This is a genomic window from Escherichia sp. WS2035 (genome assembly GCF_046487065.1).
GTDB lineage: Bacteria > Pseudomonadota > Gammaproteobacteria > Enterobacterales > Enterobacteriaceae > Escherichia > Escherichia coli.
The window spans coordinates 21,478-39,998 of the sequence record NZ_JBJQKD010000022.1 but is presented as its reverse complement, the minus strand read 5'-3'; the positions used below and the strand labels follow the sequence as shown (position 1 = coordinate 39,998).

The following is an 18,521-nucleotide window of genomic DNA, read 5'->3' as shown; positions in this document are numbered from 1 at the left end:
GTATAACATGAAGGCGTCTTTGTTGTTATGCAACGGTTGGAGCAGCGTTCACCTGACGCTATACTGCTTCTCTTTCTTATTGCTCAAACTGTCGACATTACTATGCCCGTTTTTGCTCTGCTCGCGCTTGTCGCCTACTCCGTCAGTCTTGCGCTGATTGTTCCCGGTCTGCTGCAAAAAAACGGCGGCTGGCGGCGCATGGCTATTATTTCTGCGGTCATCGCGCTGGTCTGCCACGCAATCGCTCTGGAAGCCCGCATCCTGCCCGACGGTGATAGCGGACAAAACCTCAGCCTGCTGAACGTTGGTTCATTGGTCAGTTTGATGATCTGTACGGTAATGACCATTGTGGCTTCTCGCAATCGTGGCTGGTTGTTGCTACCCATTGTCTATGCCTTTGCGCTTATCAACCTAGCGCTGGCGACCTTTATGCCCAATGAATACATCACCCATCTGGAAGCAACGCCGGGGATGCTGGTGCACATTGGCTTATCGCTTTTTTCCTATGCCACGCTAATTATCGCTGCCCTGTACGCGCTGCAACTGGCGTGGATTGATTACCAACTGAAGAACAAGAAGCTGGCGTTTAACCAGGAAATGCCGCCATTGATGAGTATCGAGCGTAAAATGTTCCATATCACGCAGATTGGCGTGGTGCTGCTAACGCTCACTCTTTGCACTGGCCTGTTCTACATGCACAACTTATTTAGCATGGAAAATATCGACAAGGCCGTGCTCTCTATCGTGGCGTGGTTTGTCTATATTGTGCTGCTGTGGGGACATTATCATGAAGGATGGCGTGGACGCCGCGTCGTCTGGTTTAACGTTGCGGGTGCAGTCATTCTGACACTGGCCTACTTCGGCAGCCGAATTTTTCAGCAGTTAATCAGCTAAACCCAGAAAAGGAGTTTCCCCTGGAACACATTTCTACTACTACGTTGATCATTATTCTGATCATCATGGTGGTCATTTCAGCCTATTTTTCCGGGTCCGAAACCGGAATGATGACCCTCAACCGCTATCGTCTGCGGCATATGGCGAAACAGGGTAATCGCTCGGCCAAACGCGTCGAAAAATTGCTGCGTAAGCCAGACCGCCTGATAAGCCTGGTGTTAATCGGCAATAACCTGGTCAATATTCTTGCCTCCGCGCTCGGCACTATTGTTGGAATGCGTTTGTACGGCGATGCGGGCGTGGCAATTGCGACTGGTGTGCTGACTTTTGTCGTGCTGGTTTTTGCTGAGGTATTGCCAAAAACCATTGCCGCGCTGTACCCGGAAAAAGTCGCTTATCCGAGTAGTTTTCTGCTGGCTCCGCTGCAAATTTTGATGATGCCGCTGGTCTGGTTGCTGAATGCTATTACCCGCATGTTAATGCGCATGATGGGCATCAAAACCGATATCGTGGTTAGTGGCTCTTTAAGCAAAGAAGAATTACGCACCATTGTGCACGAATCGCGGTCACAAATTTCCCGTCGCAATCAGGATATGCTGCTGTCGGTACTCGATCTGGAAAAGATGACCGTCGATGACATCATGGTGCCGCGCAGTGAAATTATCGGTATTGATATCAACGATGACTGGAAATCGATTCTGCGCCAACTCTCCCACTCACCTCACGGGCGCATCGTGCTCTACCGTGATTCGCTGGACGACGCCATCAGTATGCTGCGTGTGCGTGAAGCCTGGCGACTCATGTCGGAGAAAAAAGAGTTCACCAAAGAAACCATGCTACGCGCCGCGGACGAGATCTATTTTGTCCCGGAGGGTACGCCGCTCAGCACACAGTTGGTGAAGTTTCAGCGCAACAAAAAGAAAGTCGGCCTGGTCGTCAACGAGTATGGAGACATTCAGGGGCTGGTGACGGTCGAAGATATTCTCGAAGAGATTGTCGGCGATTTCACCACGTCGATGTCGCCAACACTTGCCGAAGAGGTCACGCCGCAAAACGACGGGTCGGTGATTATCGATGGCACCGCCAACGTGCGAGAAATTAACAAAGCCTTTAACTGGCATCTACCGGAAGATGATGCTCGTACTGTTAACGGCGTCATTCTGGAAGCGCTGGAGGAGATTCCGGTAGCAGGCACCCGCGTGCGTATAGGCGAGTACGATATCGATATTCTCGACGTACAGGACAATATGATTAAGCAGGTAAAAGTTTTTCCTGTAAAACCGCTGCGCGAGAGTGTGGCGGAGTAAAAAAACGGCCCGGCATTCGCATGCTGGACCGTGATTTATTACGAAAACAGAAATTAAGCTTTTGCCTTCGCTACAGTCACCATCGCCGCACGAATTGTACGACCGTTCAGCGTATAACCCTTCTGCATAATGCCCAGTACGTTACCTGGCGCAACGTCATCAGATTCCACCATTGCGATGGCCTGATGCACATTCGGGTCCAGTGGTACGTTAGTTTCGGCGATCACTTCAACGCCAAACTTACGCACAACATCCAGCATCGACTTCAGCGTCAGCTCAATACCTTCAACCATCGCGGACATATCCGGGTTAGCTTTATCAGCCACTTCCAGCGCACGATCCAGGCTATCAATCACCGGCAGCAATTCGTTGATGAATTTCTCCAGCGCGAATTTGTGAGCTTTTTCAATATCCAGTTCAGTACGACGACGCAGGTTTTCCATTTCGGCTTTTACGCGCAAAATGCCGTCACGTTCACGGGTCTGGGCTTCAGCCAGCTGAGCTTCGAGATTCGCAATTTTTTCATCGCGCGGATCCACCTGCTCAGCAGAAGCTTCTGGCTCAACTGCCTCAATCTCTTCGTGCTGATCCATGATAATTTCTTCCGGGGCTTGCCCCTCAGGCGTTTTCTGTTCTTTACTACTCATGAATTTCTCCGCGTTTTTTTCGCATTCATCTCGCTAACTTCGCTTATTATGGGGATCAGTTTCAGGGTTTCAAGGGAAGCACTCACATTGTCATCAATCTTCGCAACAAGGACCTCGGAAAAATGAATAATCATTTCAAGTGTATTGGCATTGTGGGACACCCACGGCACCCCACTGCACTGACAACACATGAAATGCTCTACCGCTGGCTGTGCACAAAAGGTTACGAGGTCATCGTTGAGCAACAAATCGCTCACGAACTGCAACTGAAGAATGTGAAAACTGGCACGCTCGCGGAGATTGGGCAACAGGCTGATCTCGCGGTTGTCGTTGGCGGCGACGGTAATATGCTGGGCGCGGCGCGCACGCTCGCCCGCTACGATATTAAAGTTATTGGAATCAACCGTGGCAACCTGGGTTTCCTGACTGACCTTGATCCCGATAACGCCCAGCAACAATTAGCCGATGTGCTGGAAGGCCACTACATCAGCGAGAAACGTTTTTTGCTGGAAGCGCAAGTCTGTCAGCAAGATTGCCAGAAACGCATCAGCACGGCGATTAACGAAGTGGTACTTCATCCTGGCAAAGTAGCGCATATGATTGAGTTCGAAGTGTATATCGACGAGATCTTTGCGTTTTCGCAGCGTTCCGATGGACTGATTATTTCGACGCCAACAGGCTCCACCGCATATTCCCTCTCTGCGGGCGGTCCTATTCTGACACCCTCTCTGGATGCGATTACCCTGGTGCCCATGTTCCCGCATACGTTGTCAGCACGACCACTGGTCATAAACAGCAGCAGCACGATCCGTCTGCGTTTTTCGCATCGCCGTAACGACCTGGAAATCAGTTGCGACAGCCAGATAGCACTTCCGATTCAGGAAGGTGAAGATGTCCTGATTCGTCGCTGTGATTACCATCTGAATCTGATTCATCCGAAAGATTACAGTTATTTCAATACATTAAGCACCAAGCTCGGCTGGTCAAAAAAATTATTCTAATTTTACGCCAGCCTCTTTACTGTATATAAAACCAGTTTATACTGTACACAATAACAGTAATGGTTTTTCATACAGGAAAACAACTATGTTGGCACAACTGACCATCAGCAACTTTGCTATCGTTCGTGAGCTTGAGATTGATTTTCATAGCGGCATGACCGTAATAACTGGCGAGACCGGCGCGGGTAAATCTATTGCAATAGATGCCCTCGGCCTTTGTCTCGGTGGTCGCGCTGAAGCCGACATGGTGCGTACCGGCGCTGCTCGTGCCGACCTGTGCGCCCGTTTTTCTCTGAAAGATACGCCAGCGGCCCTGCGTTGGCTGGAAGAAAACCAGCTTGAAGACGGGCATGAATGTTTGCTTCGTCGCGTAATCAGCAGCGATGGTCGCTCCCGTGGTTTCATCAACGGTACAGCTGTTCCTCTGTCACAACTGCGCGAACTGGGTCAGTTGCTGATTCAGATCCATGGTCAGCACGCTCATCAGTTACTCACCAAACCCGAGCACCAAAAATTCCTGCTTGATGGCTATGCCAATGAAACCTCTCAGCTCCAGGAAATGACCGCACGTTATCAGTTGTGGCATCAAAGCTGCCGTGACCTCGCGCATCATCAGCAGTTAAGTCAGGAACGCGCCGCCCGTGCGGAGCTGCTGCAATACCAATTAAAAGAACTTAACGAATTTAATCCGCAGCCTGGAGAGTTTGAGCAAATCGACGAAGAGTACAAACGTCTGGCGAACAGCGGTCAATTGCTGACCACCAGCCAGAATGCATTGGCATTAATGGCTGACGGTGAAGACGCAAATCTGCAAAGTCAACTTTACACGGCTAAACAACTGGTGAGCGAATTGATTGGCATGGACAGCAAACTGTCCGGCGTACTTGATATGCTGGAAGAGGCTACCATCCAGATTGCTGAAGCCAGTGATGAACTACGCCACTACTGCGATCGTCTGGATCTCGATCCCAACCGACTGTTTGAACTTGAACAGCGCATCTCAAAACAGATTTCGCTGGCACGTAAACATCACGTCAGCCCTGAGGCATTGCCACAGTATTACCAGTCGCTACTGGAAGAACAGCAGCAACTGGACGATCAGGCCGACTCACAAGAAACGCTCGCGCTGGCGGTAACGAAACATCATCAGCAGGCACTGGAAACGGCGCGCGCGTTACACCAGCAACGCCAGCATTATGCAAATGAGTTGGCACAGCTGATCACCGATAGTATGCATGCACTCTCTATGCCACATGGGCAGTTTACGATCGATGTTAAATTTGACGAGCATCACCTGGGCGCTGACGGCGCTGATCGTATTGAGTTTCGGGTAACCACCAACCCAGGTCAGCCAATGCAGCCTATTGCCAAAGTCGCATCCGGTGGTGAGTTGTCCCGCATCGCATTGGCAATCCAGGTCATTACCGCGCGTAAAATGGAAACCCCAGCACTGATTTTTGATGAAGTGGATGTAGGGATTAGCGGCCCAACAGCGGCAGTTGTCGGCAAACTGCTACGTCAACTTGGCGAATCAACTCAGGTGATGTGTGTTACCCACCTGCCACAAGTCGCGGGATATGGTCATCAACACTATTTTGTCAGCAAAGAAACCGATGGTGCGATGACAGAAACGCATATGCAATCCCTGGATAAAAAAGCGCGGTTACAAGAGTTGGCGCGCCTGCTTGGTGGCAGTGAAGTCACACGTAACACACTGGCGAATGCGAAAGAACTGCTTGCGGCGTAAACTTTTTTCCTGCTTCACGGTCAGAGTAAACAGCAAAACGCCGTAAGACCGGAAAGCAAAAGGTTTTAAAGTGATGAAAGGTCTATTATCATCGGCATATTACAGATGAGCCACGTACTGCTCGGGCCCGAAAAGGAATCAAATCACTATGCGCTGTAAAACGCTGACTGCTGCAGCAGCAGTACTATTGATGTTGACCGCAGGCTGTTCCACTCTGGAGCGAGTGGTTTACCGTCCTGACATCAACCAGGGGAACTATCTGACCGCTAACGACGTATCCAAAATACGTGTTGGCATGACGCAACAACAAGTTGCGTACGCATTGGGTACACCGCTGATGTCCGATCCATTTGGTACAAATACCTGGTTCTATGTCTTCCGCCAGCAACCTGGTCATGAAGGTGTAACGCAGCAAACGCTGACGCTGACCTTTAACAGTAGCGGTGTGTTGACCAACATTGATAACAAACCTGCGCTGAGTGGTAACTAATAATAAAGTTGCTCTCAAAGACGTTAAAAAAGGTGCTCAATGAGCACCTTTTTTCTGTCTGTTATTTATTCGCTGATTTTTCTGCTCGTTGCCTGCGAAGCTCTTTCGGATCGGCAATGAGAGGACGATAAATCTCCACCCGATCGCCATCATGCACAATATCGCTGAGTTTTGCCGGACGGCTGTAAATGCCGACTTTGTTTTTAGTTAAATCGATATCGGTACGCAATTCCAGCAAACCACTGGCGCGAATAGCTTCTTCAACCGTCGCGCCCTCCTGCAACGTCACGCGCTGCAGGTACTGCTTCTCAGGTAGCGCATAAGCCACCTCAACGGCAATTTTACCTGGCACTGTAGACCTCTTTTGCACGAACAGTAAAAGCCTGCACCATATTAGCTGCCAGCTCTTTAAACACACGACCAAAGGCGAGTTCAATCAACTTATTGGTAAACTCAAAGTCGAGATGAAACTCAATACGGCACGCGTCCTGGCTCAACGGCGTAAACTTCCAACCGCCTATCAATTTCTTAAACGGTCCATCAACCAGACTCATGAGAATACTTTGATTACTGGTCAACTGGTTGCGGGTTGTAAACGTTTTGCTGATCCCAGCCTTAGACACATCTACCGCAGCGGTCATCTGCCCAGGAGTGGACTCCAGAATCCGGCTTCCAGTGCACCCTGGTAAAAACTGAGGATAAGACTGAACGTCATTCACTAACTGATACATTTGCTCCGCGCTGTAGGGTACCAGTGCGGTCCGGCTAATCTGAGGCATAACAATTTCCATCAACAAAAATCCAACAAATAATATCATTTATCCTGCTGTAAAAAAAACGCTATCCCGGCGCTGGGTAACATCGGGATCATGCTAAGATAGAGCCTTGTCCCCCGCAGGATTGATATGGGGTGTTTTCGATTTCAGATTACCGATGATTCACGACGCTTATGACGAAGAAAAAAGCACATAAACCTGGTTCAGCGACCATCGCGCTTAACAAGCGCGCCCGTCACGAATACTTTATCGAAGAAGAGTTCGAAGCGGGACTTGCCCTGCAAGGCTGGGAGGTTAAATCCCTGCGTGCAGGAAAAGCCAATATCAGCGACAGCTACGTCCTTCTGCGTGACGGAGAGGCATTTCTGTTTGGCGCTAACATCACGCCAATGGCTGTGGCCTCCACGCATGTGGTGTGCGATCCTACCCGTACCCGCAAGTTACTTCTCAACCAGCGCGAACTGGACTCATTGTACGGTCGCGTAAATCGAGAAGGCTATACCGTAGTGGCGCTCTCCCTGTACTGGAAAAATGCCTGGTGCAAAGTGAAAATCGGCGTCGCCAAAGGTAAAAAACAGCACGATAAACGTTCAGATATCAAAGAACGCGAATGGCAGGTGGATAAAGCGCGTATCATGAAAAACGCCCATCGTTAAACCTATATAAGCGATACTAATCAAATCCTCACCGCGCCTCCCTATCCGGTGGCGCGAATGAACATCTTGTCGACTGTCAAATCTGACACAGATGTAGCCATCCCATTGCTTAATCGAAAAAAAATCATACTATGCAGGCGCTAATTCCAGGATGATAACGCCTTTTGGGCTAGTCATGCTGCTCATAAATCTGGTATACTTACCGTTACACATTGGGGCTGATTCTGGATTCGACGGGATTTGCGAAACCCAAGGTGCATGCCGAGGGGCGGTTGGCCTCGTAAAAAGCCGCAAAAAATAGTCGCAAACGACGAAAACTACGCTTTAGCAGCTTAATAACCTGCTTAGAGCCCTCTCTCCCTAGCCTCCGCTCTTAGGACGGGGATCAAGAGAGGTCAAACCCAAAAGAGATCGCGTGGAAGCCCTGCCTGGGGTTGAAGCGTTAAAACTTAATCAGGCTAGTTTGTTAGTGGCGTGTCCGTCCGCAGCTGGCAAGCGAATGTAAAGACTGACTAAGCATGTAGTACCGAGGATGTAGGAATTTCGGACGCGGGTTCAACTCCCGCCAGCTCCACCAAATAATGATTGGACGGTGTAAGGACTACACCAACAAAAACAGGAAGTTATAAGTCTCAGCAGGACACCGACCAGACGGTGAGGAGACAAAAAAGGATACGCAACGGAGTCGCGACTCCCTATGACATTAAAGCCCGCTGATGCGGGCTTTTTTATTGGTCCTGACCCGCCCTGAATAGAATTCATCCAATTACAGTCCAGACATATACAGTATCCCTCAGCTCAGTATCAGCTTCTCGACAAATGGTCACTGTTATTTACCCGTTTCCAGAAAGAGAATAATTTGCCCCCATAGCCAGCCTTCCCGGAATCTGTATGTTCATTAATATTGTTATCGATGCCATCAAGTAACATAGGTTGGATGCGATTGATCTTACTCACATTAGTCGACACGGAACTCAGTAAGTTGAACTCTGAAAAAGCAGTTTAAATAGCATTTAAACAAATGCCACCAGTTCGAAAAAGAGTATAAGCACACTTAATATATTGTTTTAATTATTCATTTCCTTTCAACCCAATTCTTATCCCTCACATTACTTGTTATTAATTTGCTGTTTTTGATCACAATAAGAAAACAATATGTAACTTTTATGCGCATTTTTCAGAAATGTAGATATTTTTAGATTATGGCTACGAAATGAGCATCGCCATGTCACCCTACATCTCATAAGAGGATCGCTTCTGATGAATGCACTGACCGCCGTACAAAATAACGCTGTCGATTCAGGCCAGGACTATCGCGGATTCACTCTCATCCCGTCGGCGCAATCCCCGCGTCTGCTGGAACTCACCTTCACCGAACAGACGACCAAACAGTTTCTCGAACAGGTTGCCGAATGGCCCGTGCAGGCGCTGGAGTACAAATCGTTTCTGCGTTTTCAGGTAGGCAAAATTCTCGACGATCTGTGTGCGAATCAGCTGCAACCGCTGCTGTTGAAGACCCTGTTAAACCGCGCTGAAGGTGCGCTGTTGATCAATGCGGTGGGTATCGATGATGTCGCGCAGGCGGATGAGATGGTGAAGCTGGCGACGGCGGTGGCGCATCTGATTGGCCGTTCCAATTTCGATGCCATGAGCGGTCAGTATTACGCGCGTTTCGTGGTGAAAAATGTTGATAACTCAGACAGCTATCTTCGTCAGCCGCACCGCGTAATGGAGCTGCACAACGACGGCACTTACGTCGAAGAGATCACTGATTACGTGCTGATGATGAAAATCGACGAGCAAAACATACAGGGCGGTAACTCGCTGCTGCTGCATCTCGATGACTGGGAACATCTGGACCTCTTTTTCCGCCATCCGCTGGCGCGCCGTCCGATGCGCTTTGCCGCGCCGCCGAGCAAAAACGTCAGCAAAGATGTCTTCCATCCGGTGTTCGATGTCGATCAGCAGGGCCGCCCAGTGATGCGCTATATCGACCAGTTTGTCCAGCCGAAAGACTTCGAAGAAGGCGTGTGGTTGAGCGAGCTTTCGGACGCCATTGAAACCAGTAAAGGCACTCTTTCTGTACCCGTTCCCGTTGGCAAATTCCTGTTGATTAACAACCTGTTCTGGCTGCACGGTCGCGACCGCTTTACTCCGCACCCGGATCTGCGCCGTGAACTGATGCGTCAGCGTGGCTATTTCGCTTACGCCACTCACCACTACCAGACGCATCAGTAAGCGCAAAGGAATTGAGCGGATGTATGATTTTGTGATTATTGGCGGCGGCATCATCGGCATGTCGACCGCCATGCAACTGATTGATATCTATCCTGACGCCCGCATTGCGTTGCTGGAAAAAGAGTCCGGCCCTGCCTGTCACCAGACGGGCCACAACAGCGGCGTGATCCATGCCGGAGTCTATTACACGCCCGGTAGCCTGAAGACGCAGTTTTGCCTGGCGGGGAACCGCGCCACTAAAGTCTTTTGCGATCAAAACGGCATTCGCTACGACAACTGCGGCAAGATGCTGGTCGCCACGTCTGAACTCGAAATGGAACGGATGAATGCGTTATGGAAACGCACGGCGGCAAACGGGATCGAGCGCGAGTGGTTAAACGCCGAGGAGCTGCGCGAGCGTGAACCGAATATCACCGGGCTTGGCGGCATTTTTGTGCCGTCCAGCGGCATTGTCAGCTACCGCGAAGTGACGGCGGCGATGGCAAAAATCTTCCAGGCCAGAGGTGGTGAGATTATTTATAACGCCGAAGTCAGCGCCCTCAGTGAGCATAAAAACGGCGTGGTGATACGTACCCGTCAGGGCGGTGAATATGAAGCATCGACGCTGATTAGTTGTTCCGGGCTGATGGCTGACCGGCTGGTGAAAATGCTCGGCCTCGAACCGGGCTTTATTATCTGCCCGTTCCGCGGCGAGTATTTCCGCCTTGCGCCAGAGCATAACCAGATTGTTAACCACCTGATTTACCCCATTCCCGACCCGGCAATGCCGTTTTTGGGCGTGCATCTCACCCGCATGATCGACGGCAGCGTGACCGTCGGGCCAAACGCGGTGCTGGCTTTCAAACGCGAAGGCTACCGCAAGCGCGACTTCTCATTTAGTGACACGCTGGAGATTTTAGGCTCGTCGGGGATTCGCCGGGTGCTGCAAAACCATCTACGCTCAGGACTGGGCGAGATGAAAAACTCGCTGTGCAAAAGCGGCTATCTGCGGCTGGTGCAAAAGTATTGTCCCCGGCTTTCGTTAAGCGATCTCCAGCCCTGGCCCCCCGGTGTGCGGGCGCAGGCGGTATCGCCGGACGGCAAGCTGATTGACGATTTTCTGTTTGTCACCACCCCGCGCACGATCCACACCTGTAATGCGCCCTCCCCGGCAGCGACATCAGCAATTCCTATTGGTGCGCATATTGTCAGCAAGGTACAAACGCTGTTGGCAAGCCAGAGTAACCCCGGACGCACGCTGCGAGCGGCACGTAGTGTGGATGCCTTACACGCCGCATTTAATTAATAACCTTTGAAAACAGGATGTAGCGATGAAACTTAACGACAGTAACTTATTCCGCCAGCAGGCGTTGATTAACGGGGAATGGCTGGACGCCAACAATGGCGAGGTCATCGACGTCACCAATCCGGCGAACGGCGACAAGCTGGGTAGCGTGCCGAAAATGGGCGCTGATGAAACCCGCGCCGCTATCGACGCCGCCAGCCGCGCCCTGCCCGCCTGGCGTGCGCTCACTGCCAAAGAACGCGCCAACATTCTGCGCAACTGGTTCAATTTAATGATGGAGCATCAGGACGATTTAGCGCGCCTGATGACCCTCGAACAGGGCAAACCACTGGCTGAAGCGAAAGGCGAAATCAGCTACGCCGCCTCATTTATTGAGTGGTTTGCTGAAGAAGGCAAACGTATTTATGGCGACACCATTCCCGGTCATCAGGCCGATAAACGCCTGATTGTGATCAAGCAGCCGATTGGCGTCACCGCGGCTATCACGCCATGGAACTTCCCGGCGGCGATGATTACCCGTAAAGCTGGTCCGGCGCTGGCGGCTGGCTGCACCATGGTGCTGAAGCCCGCCAGTCAGACGCCGTTCTCTGCGCTGGCGCTGGCAGAACTGGCGATTCGCGCGGGCGTTCCGGCTGGCGTGTTTAACGTGGTCACCGGTTCGGCGGGCGCGGTCGGTAACGAACTGACCAGCAACCCGCTGGTGCGCAAGCTGTCGTTTACCGGCTCGACCGAAATTGGCCGTCAGTTAATGGAACAGTGCGCGAAAGACATCAAAAAAGTGTCGCTGGAGCTGGGCGGCAACGCACCGTTTATTGTCTTTGACGATGCCGATCTCGATAAAGCCGTGGAAGGCGCGCTGGCCTCGAAATTCCGTAACGCCGGGCAAACCTGCGTCTGCGCCAACCGCCTGTATGTGCAGGACAGCGTGTATGACCGCTTTGCCGAAAAATTGCAGCAGGCGGTGAGCAAACTGCACATCGGCGACGGGCTGGAGAAAGGCGTCACCATCGGGCCGTTGATCGATGAAAAAGCGGTAGCAAAAGTGGAAGAGCATATTGCTGATGCGCTGGAGAAAGGCGCGCGCGTGGTTTGCGGCGGTAAAGCACATGAACGCGGCGGTAACTTCTTCCAGCCGACCATTCTGGTAGACGTTCCGGCTAACGCCAAAGTGTCGAAAGAAGAGACGTTTGGCCCCCTCGCCCCGCTGTTCCGTTTTAAAGATGAAGCCGATGTGATTGCGCAAGCCAATGACACCGAATTTGGACTTGCAGCCTATTTCTACGCCCGTGATTTAAGCCGCGTCTTCCGCGTGGGCGAAGCACTGGAGTACGGCATCATCGGCATCAACACCGGCATTATTTCCAATGAAGTGGCCCCGTTCGGCGGCATTAAAGCCTCGGGTCTGGGTCGTGAAGGTTCGAAGTATGGCATCGAAGATTACTTAGAAATCAAATATATGTGCATCGGTCTTTAACTGGAGAATGCGAATGATCAGCAATAAAGAGTTAATGCAGCGCCGCAGTCAGGCGATTCCCCGTGGCGTTGGGCAAATTCACCCGATTTTCGCTGACCGCGCGGAAAACTGCCGGGTGTGGGACGTTGAAGGCCGTGAGTATCTTGATTTCGCGGGCGGGATTGCGGTGCTCAATACCGGGCACCTGCATCCGAAAGTGGTTGCGGCGGTGGAAGCGCAATTGAAAAAACTGTCGCACACCTGCTTCCAGGTGCTGGCCTACGAGCCGTATCTGGAGCTGTGCGAGATTATGAATCAGAAGGTGCCGGGCGATTTTGCCAAGAAAACTCTGCTGGTTACGACCGGTTCCGAAGCGGTGGAAAATGCGGTGAAAATCGCCCGCGCCGCCACTAAACGTAGCGGTACTATCGCCTTTAGCGGTGCGTATCACGGGCGCACGCATTACACGCTGGCGCTGACCGGCAAGGTGAATCCGTACTCTGCGGGCATGGGGCTGATGCCGGGTCATGTTTATCGCGCGCTTTATCCTTGCCCGCTGCACGGCATAAGCGAGGATGACGCTATCGCCAGCATCCACCGGATCTTCAAAAATGACGCCGCGCCGGAAGATATCGCCGCCATCGTGATTGAGCCCGTTCAGGGCGAAGGCGGTTTCTACGCCGCGACGCCAGCCTTTATGCAGCGTTTACGCGCGCTGTGTGACGAGCACGGGATCATGCTGATTGCCGATGAAGTGCAGAGCGGCGCAGGGCGTACCGGCACGCTGTTTGCGATGGAGCAAATGGGCGTGGCACCAGATCTCACCACCTTTGCGAAATCGATCGCAGGCGGTTTCCCGCTGGCGGGCGTCACCGGGCGCGCGGAAGTGATGGACGCCGTCGCACCGGGCGGACTGGGTGGCACCTATGCCGGTAACCCGATTGCCTGCGTAGCGGCGCTGGAAGTGTTGAAGGTGTTCGAGCAGGAAAATCTGCTGCAAAAAGCCAACGTTCTGGGGCAGAAGCTGAAAGACGGATTGCTGGCGATAGCCGAAAAACACCCGGAGATCGGCGACGTACGCGGTCTGGGGGCGATGATCGCCATCGAGCTGTTTGAAGATGGCGATCACAGCAAACCGGACGCAAAACTCACCGCCGAGATCGTGGCACGCGCCCGCGATAAGGGTCTGATTCTTCTCTCCTGCGGCCCGTATTACAACGTGCTGCGCATCCTTGTACCGCTCACCATTGAAGACGCTCAGATCCGTCAGGGTCTGGAGATCATCAGCCAGTGTTTTGCTGAGGCGAAGCTGTAGCACCGCACCATGCCGGAGGCGACGCTTTGCGGCTTGTCCGGCCTACGAGAATCCAGGTCGGATAAGGCGTTTACGCCGCATCCGACAATCTGTACGTGAACAGGAATAAATCTATGTCGGCCGGATAAGGCGGAGCCGCTCTCCGGCAAAAAGAACCAATAACAATTAAACGCGTGACCCGACGCGGGAAATGTCGGGGCGCTCTCCCAAGTGACACACTTTCGAGAGGATTCAGGATGGGGCAATCATCGCAACCACATGAGTTAGGCGGCGGGCTGAAGTCACGCCACGTCACCATGTTGTCTATTGCCGGTGTTATCGGCGCAAGTCTGTTTGTCGGTTCCAGCGTCGCCATCGCCGAAGCGGGCCCGGCGGTATTACTGGCCTATCTGTTCGCCGGATTACTGGTGGTTATGATTATGCGGATGTTGGCGGAAATGGCGGTTGCCACGCCCGATACCGGTTCGTTTTCCACCTATGCCGATAAAGCCATTGGCCGCTGGGCGGGCTATACCATCGGCTGGTTGTACTGGTGGTTTTGGGTACTGGTTATCCCACTTGAAGCCAACATCGCCGCCATGATCCTGCACTCATGGGTTCCAGGCATTCCCATCTGGTTATTTTCCCTCGTCATTACCCTCGCCTTAACCGGCAGTAATTTATTAAGCGTTAAAAACTACGGCGAATTTGAGTTCTGGCTGGCGCTGTGTAAAGTCATCGCTATCCTGGCCTTTATTTTCCTTGGTGCCGTCGCAATTAGCGGTTTTTACCCGTATGCCGACGTGAGCGGGATTTCAAGATTGTGGGATAGCGGCGGCTTTATGCCCAACGGCTTCGGTGCGGTATTAAGCGCGATGTTGATCACCATGTTCTCGTTTATGGGCGCAGAAATTGTCACCATTGCCGCCGCGGAATCCGACACGCCGGAAAAACATATTGTTCGCGCCACCAACTCGGTTATCTGGCGTATCTCTATTTTCTATTTGTGTTCTATTTTTGTCGTTGTTGCATTAATCCCGTGGAATATGCCAGGGCTGAAAGCCGTTGGTTCTTATCGCTCGGTTCTGGAATTGCTCAATATTCCTCATGCGAAATTAATCATGGACTGCGTGATATTACTTTCCGTAACCAGTTGCCTGAACTCGGCGCTGTATACCGCTTCCAGGATGCTCTACTCCTTAAGCCGTCGCGGTGATGCTCCCGCGGTAATGGGTAAAATCAACCGCAGTAAAACCCCGTACGTAGCGGTGTTACTCTCCACCAGCGCGGCATTCTTAACGGTGGTGGTGAACTATTACGCGCCTGCGAAGGTGTTTAAATTTCTGATCGACAGCTCCGGCGCTATCGCCCTGCTGGTTTATTTAGTCATCGCCGTTTCACAATTGCGGATGCGCAAAATTCTGCGAGCAGAAGGAAGCGAAATTCGCCTGCGGATGTGGCTTTATCCGTGGCTCACCTGGCTGGTCATCGGCTTTATTACCTTTGTGTTGGTAGTGATGCTATTCCGCCCGGCGCAACAGTTAGAAGTGATCTCCACCGGCTTATTAGCGATTGGGATTATCTGTACCGTGCCAATTATGGCTCGCTGGAAAAAGCTGATAATGTGGCAAAAAACACCCATTCATAATACGCGCTGATAATGATCAGGAGTCACACCATGACCATTACCTCTCTGGATGGCTATCGCTGGCTGAAGAACGATATTATTCGCGGCAATTTTCAGCCGGATGAAAAATTACGGATGAGTTTGCTGACATCGCGTTATGCACTTGGCGTTGGGCCGTTGCGGGAAGCACTTTCGCAACTGGTGGCAGAACGACTGGTCACGGTGGTGAATCAAAAAGGGTATCGGGTGGCGTCTATGTCAGAGCAGGAGCTGCTCGATATTTTCGACGCCCGCGCCAATATGGAAGCGATGCTGGTGAGTCTGGCGATTGCCCGCGGTGGCGATGAATGGGAGGCAGACGTTCTCGCAAAAGCGCATCTGCTCAGTAAGCTTGAGGCCTGTGACGCCAGTGAGAAAATGCTTGATGAGTGGGATCTGCGTCATCAGGCGTTTCATACTGCAATTGTGGCGGGCTGTGGTTCTTACTATTTGCTGCAAATGCGTGAACGGTTGTTTGATCTGGCAGCGCGTTATCGATTTATCTGGCTGCGGCGAACAGTGCTTTCGGTGGAAATGCTGGAAGATAAACACGATCAGCACCAGACCCTGACTGCGGCGGTACTGGCGCGAGATACCGCGCGCGCCAGTGAGTTAATGCGCCAGCATTTACTGACGCCAATTCCCATTATCCAGCAGGCGATGGCTGGCAATTAACTACTCTTCAGGAATACGCAACACTTGCCCCGGGTAAATTTTATCCGGGCTTTTTAGCATCGGTTTATTCGCTTCGAAGATTTTATTGTACAGATTAGCGTTACCGTAGACCTGTTTGGAAATGGCACTCAGAGTGTCGCCAGACTTAACGGTATAAAACTGGCTGGCAGTGGCTGGTGTCGCCGTTTTCACCTGATCATCGACACTGGCAATACCGGAAATATTCCCCACCGCAACAAGGATTTTCTCCTTCGCCTCCTGACTTAAGCCGTCACCAGTGACCGTCGCTTTGCCGTCGGCAATTTGAATGTTCACTTTATCGGCATCAGGTATACCGGTTTTGTTCAGATGCTCCTGCACCTTCTTCGCCTGATCGTCTTTATCGTGCTGACCTGTAACCGCGTCCCAGAGTTTTTCTCCGGCATCTTTCACAAAATTGAACAGACCCATAGCTACCTCATTCGTTAACGGAAACACTCAGAAAGTGTAGCAGAGGAACGCGGCGCGTTAACGCCGCGGGGGTGAGCACAGGTTTAATCGCGGGTTTGCACCCAGAACGCGTGAATCAAACCGGGGATATAGCCAAGCAGTGTCAGCAGAATATTAATAATGAACGCCCAACCGAACCCTTTACCGAGCAGCACGCCGAGCGGCGGCAGAATGATGGTGATGACGATTCTCCAGAAACCCATATGTACTCCCTATAAGAAAATTACTCATTGTTTAAAAAGAGATTTTATCTCTTAAGCGTAGTAATTTTAGCGGAGCCTGCCAGTTTCAGCGTACGCTTTTACTCTCATTTACGCTGCTGATGCTGGTATATGTTGCACACTTAGTTTAGAGTTTACTTAATTTAGAAAATACTTAAACAACTATGACTGAACTCGCACAATTACAGGCCAGTGCCGAACAGGCAGCGGCCTTATTGAAATCAATGAGCCACCCTAAACGATTGCTGATTCTGTGTATGCTTAGCGGTTCCCCCGGCACCAGCGCGGGAGAGCTGACGCGCATTACCGGACTGAGTGCCTCTGCGACATCACAGCATCTCGCTCGTATGCGGGGCGAAGGGCTTATCGACTGCCAACGGGATGCCCAACGCATTCTATATTCCATTAAAAATGAGGCGGTAAATGCCATTATCGCCACCCTGAAAAATGTCTATTGTCCGTAAGGAGTCACTATGGCTTTGACAACCATTTCGCCGCATGATGCACAAGAATTAATCGCACGCGGCGCAAAGTTAATCGATATTCGTGATGCTGATGAATATCTTCGTGAACATATTCCTGAAGCAGATCTGGCTCCATTATCCGTACTGGAACAGTCAGGTCTTCCGCCTAAATTACGTCGCGAGCAAATTATATTCCACTGCCAGGCAGGTAAACGCACCAGTAATAACGCTGATAAATTAGCAGCGATTGCCGCCCCCGCAGAAATCTTTTTACTCGAAGATGGGATTGATGGCTGGAAAAAAGCAGGATTGCCAGTAGCGGTAAATAAATCCCAACCCTTACCGTTAATGCGCCAGGTGCAAATCGCCGCGGGTGGTTTAATATTAATCGGCGTTGTACTGGGTTATACCGTAAATAGCGTTTTCTTCTTATTAAGCGGCTTTGTTGGTGCTGGGTTACTGCTTGCAGGAATTAGTGGTTTTTGTGGAATGGCAAGGTTGTTAGATAAGATGCCGTGGAACCAACGAGCTTGAGCAGCGACGCCGGACGCGCCATAGCAGCGACATCCGGCCTCAGTAATTAGATCAGGAAATCGTCGAGAGATTTACCTTCTGCCAGCGCCTGAGCGATTGGCTTCGGTGTACGGCCCTGACCGGTCCAGGTTTTAGTTTCACCGTTAACATCGATGAATTTATATTTCGCCGGACGCGGCTGGCGTTTTTTACCAGCGCGTGGTGCCGCAGCAGAGCTATTACCCAATAACTCTTCCGGGTTAATTCCGTCAGCTTTCATCAGCTCCAGCCAGGTGCTAATTTTTTCCTGGCGCTCTGCCAGTTCACGCTGCTGTTGTTCTTCTTCTTCACGTCTTTCTTTAGTGACAACCCTGAATTTTTCGAGCATTTCTTCAAGAACGTCAATGGAGAATTCGCGAGCCATCGCACGGAGGGTGCGAATGTTATTTAAACTTTGTAACATTACGGACATAATAAAGAAAACCTTTTAACGCCAAAACAAAAAAGTATTTCGTCGCGTAGTGTAAGCGATCACTTATTATATTTCCACAAAATTTAATCTATTTACAGTCCTGCACGAGATTATTTCAGCTGTTATTTTCTGAAACTCTCAGAATAATTTCAAGATTATATATTAGCCATTTTGATGAGTAATTTCGGTTATTGGTGAACAGAGCGGCTCTCTCTGCTCGCTAATTCCGCAAG

20 protein-coding genes and 1 other RNA gene are annotated in these 18,521 nt (G+C 51.2%); 15 read left to right on the top strand and 6 right to left on the bottom strand.

Features of this window, described 5'->3' with window-relative positions:
• Positions 1 to 102 precede the first annotated feature (102 nt).
• Positions 103 to 894, top strand: coding sequence for an inner membrane protein YpjD (locus tag ACJHX4_RS24600; protein WP_001314062.1), 792 nt, complete (start codon positions 103 to 105; stop codon positions 892 to 894).
• Between the two features lie 20 nt (positions 895 to 914).
• A complete protein-coding gene (locus tag ACJHX4_RS24595; protein ID WP_010723175.1) occupies positions 915 to 2,201 on the top strand; it encodes an HlyC/CorC family transporter in 1,287 nt (428 codons plus the stop codon).
• Positions 2,202 to 2,254: 53 nt separating this feature from the next.
• Here the strand turns inward: ACJHX4_RS24595 and grpE are convergent, their stop codons facing one another.
• Complete coding sequence (gene grpE / locus ACJHX4_RS24590; RefSeq protein WP_001296310.1) at positions 2,255 to 2,848, bottom strand: nucleotide exchange factor GrpE; 594 nt, start codon at positions 2,846 to 2,848, stop codon at positions 2,255 to 2,257.
• Positions 2,849 to 2,970: 122 nt separating this feature from the next.
• On the opposite strand from grpE, the gene nadK reads away from it, so the two are divergent.
• The 3 genes from nadK (at position 2,971) to bamE (ending at position 6,086) form a co-directional block, all read left to right on the top strand.
• Positions 2,971 to 3,849 (top strand): NAD(+) kinase, encoded by an 879-nt coding sequence (nadK, locus tag ACJHX4_RS24585; protein ID WP_001059176.1) that lies wholly within the window; start codon positions 2,971 to 2,973, stop codon positions 3,847 to 3,849.
• Positions 3,850 to 3,934: 85 nt separating this feature from the next.
• A complete protein-coding gene (gene recN / locus ACJHX4_RS24580) occupies positions 3,935 to 5,596 on the top strand; it encodes a DNA repair protein RecN (protein WP_000880939.1) in 1,662 nt (553 codons plus the stop codon).
• A gap of 148 nt (positions 5,597 to 5,744) precedes the next feature.
• On the top strand, positions 5,745 to 6,086 hold the full coding sequence (gene bamE, locus ACJHX4_RS24575) for an outer membrane protein assembly factor BamE (protein ID WP_001203437.1): 342 nt from the start codon (positions 5,745 to 5,747) through the stop codon (positions 6,084 to 6,086).
• A gap of 61 nt (positions 6,087 to 6,147) precedes the next feature.
• On the opposite strand, the gene ACJHX4_RS24570 is transcribed toward bamE, so the two are convergent.
• Both ACJHX4_RS24570 and ratA read right to left on the bottom strand, forming a co-directional pair.
• Complete coding sequence (locus ACJHX4_RS24570; protein ID WP_001117834.1) at positions 6,148 to 6,438, bottom strand: RnfH family protein; 291 nt, start codon at positions 6,436 to 6,438, stop codon at positions 6,148 to 6,150.
• A complete protein-coding gene (ratA, locus tag ACJHX4_RS24565) occupies positions 6,428 to 6,865 on the bottom strand; it encodes a type II toxin-antitoxin system toxin RatA (protein ID WP_001339419.1) in 438 nt (145 codons plus the stop codon). The genes ACJHX4_RS24570 and ratA overlap by 11 nt, the downstream gene beginning before the upstream one ends.
• A gap of 170 nt (positions 6,866 to 7,035) precedes the next feature.
• On the opposite strand from ratA, the gene smpB reads away from it, so the two are divergent.
• The 8 genes from smpB to csiR all read left to right on the top strand — a co-directional run bounded on the left by smpB (position 7,036) and on the right by csiR (position 16,129).
• On the top strand, positions 7,036 to 7,518 hold the full coding sequence (gene smpB, locus ACJHX4_RS24560; RefSeq protein WP_000162574.1) for an SsrA-binding protein SmpB: 483 nt from the start codon (positions 7,036 to 7,038) through the stop codon (positions 7,516 to 7,518).
• 214 nt (positions 7,519 to 7,732) lie between these two features.
• Positions 7,733 to 8,095, top strand: a transfer-messenger RNA (tmRNA) gene (ssrA, locus tag ACJHX4_RS24555).
• 683 nt (positions 8,096 to 8,778) lie between these two features.
• Positions 8,779 to 9,756 (top strand): glutarate dioxygenase GlaH, encoded by a 978-nt coding sequence (glaH, locus tag ACJHX4_RS24550; RefSeq protein WP_000993107.1) that lies wholly within the window; start codon positions 8,779 to 8,781, stop codon positions 9,754 to 9,756.
• A gap of 19 nt (positions 9,757 to 9,775) precedes the next feature.
• Positions 9,776 to 11,041 carry an L-2-hydroxyglutarate oxidase gene (gene lhgO / locus ACJHX4_RS24545; protein ID WP_000271888.1) on the top strand — a complete coding sequence of 422 codons (1,266 nt, stop codon included), beginning with the start codon at positions 9,776 to 9,778 and terminating at the stop codon, positions 11,039 to 11,041.
• A 25-nt stretch (positions 11,042 to 11,066) separates the two neighbouring features.
• A complete protein-coding gene (gene gabD / locus ACJHX4_RS24540; protein WP_000772888.1) occupies positions 11,067 to 12,515 on the top strand; it encodes an NADP-dependent succinate-semialdehyde dehydrogenase in 1,449 nt (482 codons plus the stop codon).
• Between the two features lie 13 nt (positions 12,516 to 12,528).
• Positions 12,529 to 13,809: a 4-aminobutyrate--2-oxoglutarate transaminase gene (gabT, locus tag ACJHX4_RS24535; protein ID WP_000625041.1), complete on the top strand. Its 1,281-nt coding sequence runs from the start codon at positions 12,529 to 12,531 to the stop codon at positions 13,807 to 13,809.
• A gap of 236 nt (positions 13,810 to 14,045) precedes the next feature.
• A complete protein-coding gene (gabP, locus tag ACJHX4_RS24530) occupies positions 14,046 to 15,446 on the top strand; it encodes a GABA permease (RefSeq protein ID WP_001296312.1) in 1,401 nt (466 codons plus the stop codon).
• Positions 15,447 to 15,466: 20 nt separating this feature from the next.
• Positions 15,467 to 16,129: a DNA-binding transcriptional regulator CsiR gene (gene csiR / locus ACJHX4_RS24525; RefSeq protein ID WP_000156817.1), complete on the top strand. Its 663-nt coding sequence runs from the start codon at positions 15,467 to 15,469 to the stop codon at positions 16,127 to 16,129.
• Here the strand turns inward: csiR and kbp are convergent, their stop codons facing one another.
• Both kbp and ACJHX4_RS24515 read right to left on the bottom strand, forming a co-directional pair.
• A complete protein-coding gene (gene kbp, locus ACJHX4_RS24520; protein ID WP_000522415.1) occupies positions 16,130 to 16,579 on the bottom strand; it encodes a potassium binding protein Kbp in 450 nt (149 codons plus the stop codon). It lies immediately after the preceding gene.
• An 83-nt stretch (positions 16,580 to 16,662) separates the two neighbouring features.
• Positions 16,663 to 16,821 carry a YqaE/Pmp3 family membrane protein gene (locus tag ACJHX4_RS24515; RefSeq protein ID WP_000508177.1) on the bottom strand — a complete coding sequence of 53 codons (159 nt, stop codon included), beginning with the start codon at positions 16,819 to 16,821 and terminating at the stop codon, positions 16,663 to 16,665.
• Positions 16,822 to 17,003: 182 nt separating this feature from the next.
• Between ACJHX4_RS24515 and ACJHX4_RS24510 the strand changes: the two genes are divergently transcribed.
• Positions 17,004 to 17,303, top strand: a complete 300-nt coding sequence (locus tag ACJHX4_RS24510) for an ArsR/SmtB family transcription factor (protein ID WP_000137288.1) — start codon at positions 17,004 to 17,006, stop codon at positions 17,301 to 17,303.
• A 9-nt stretch (positions 17,304 to 17,312) separates the two neighbouring features.
• A complete protein-coding gene (ygaP, locus tag ACJHX4_RS24505; RefSeq protein ID WP_001229463.1) occupies positions 17,313 to 17,837 on the top strand; it encodes a thiosulfate sulfurtransferase YgaP in 525 nt (174 codons plus the stop codon).
• A gap of 46 nt (positions 17,838 to 17,883) precedes the next feature.
• Here ygaP and stpA read toward each other — a convergent pair whose 3' ends face one another.
• Positions 17,884 to 18,288 (bottom strand): DNA-binding protein StpA, encoded by a 405-nt coding sequence (gene stpA, locus ACJHX4_RS24500; RefSeq protein ID WP_000115381.1) that lies wholly within the window; start codon positions 18,286 to 18,288, stop codon positions 17,884 to 17,886.
• Positions 18,289 to 18,521 lie beyond the last annotated feature (233 nt).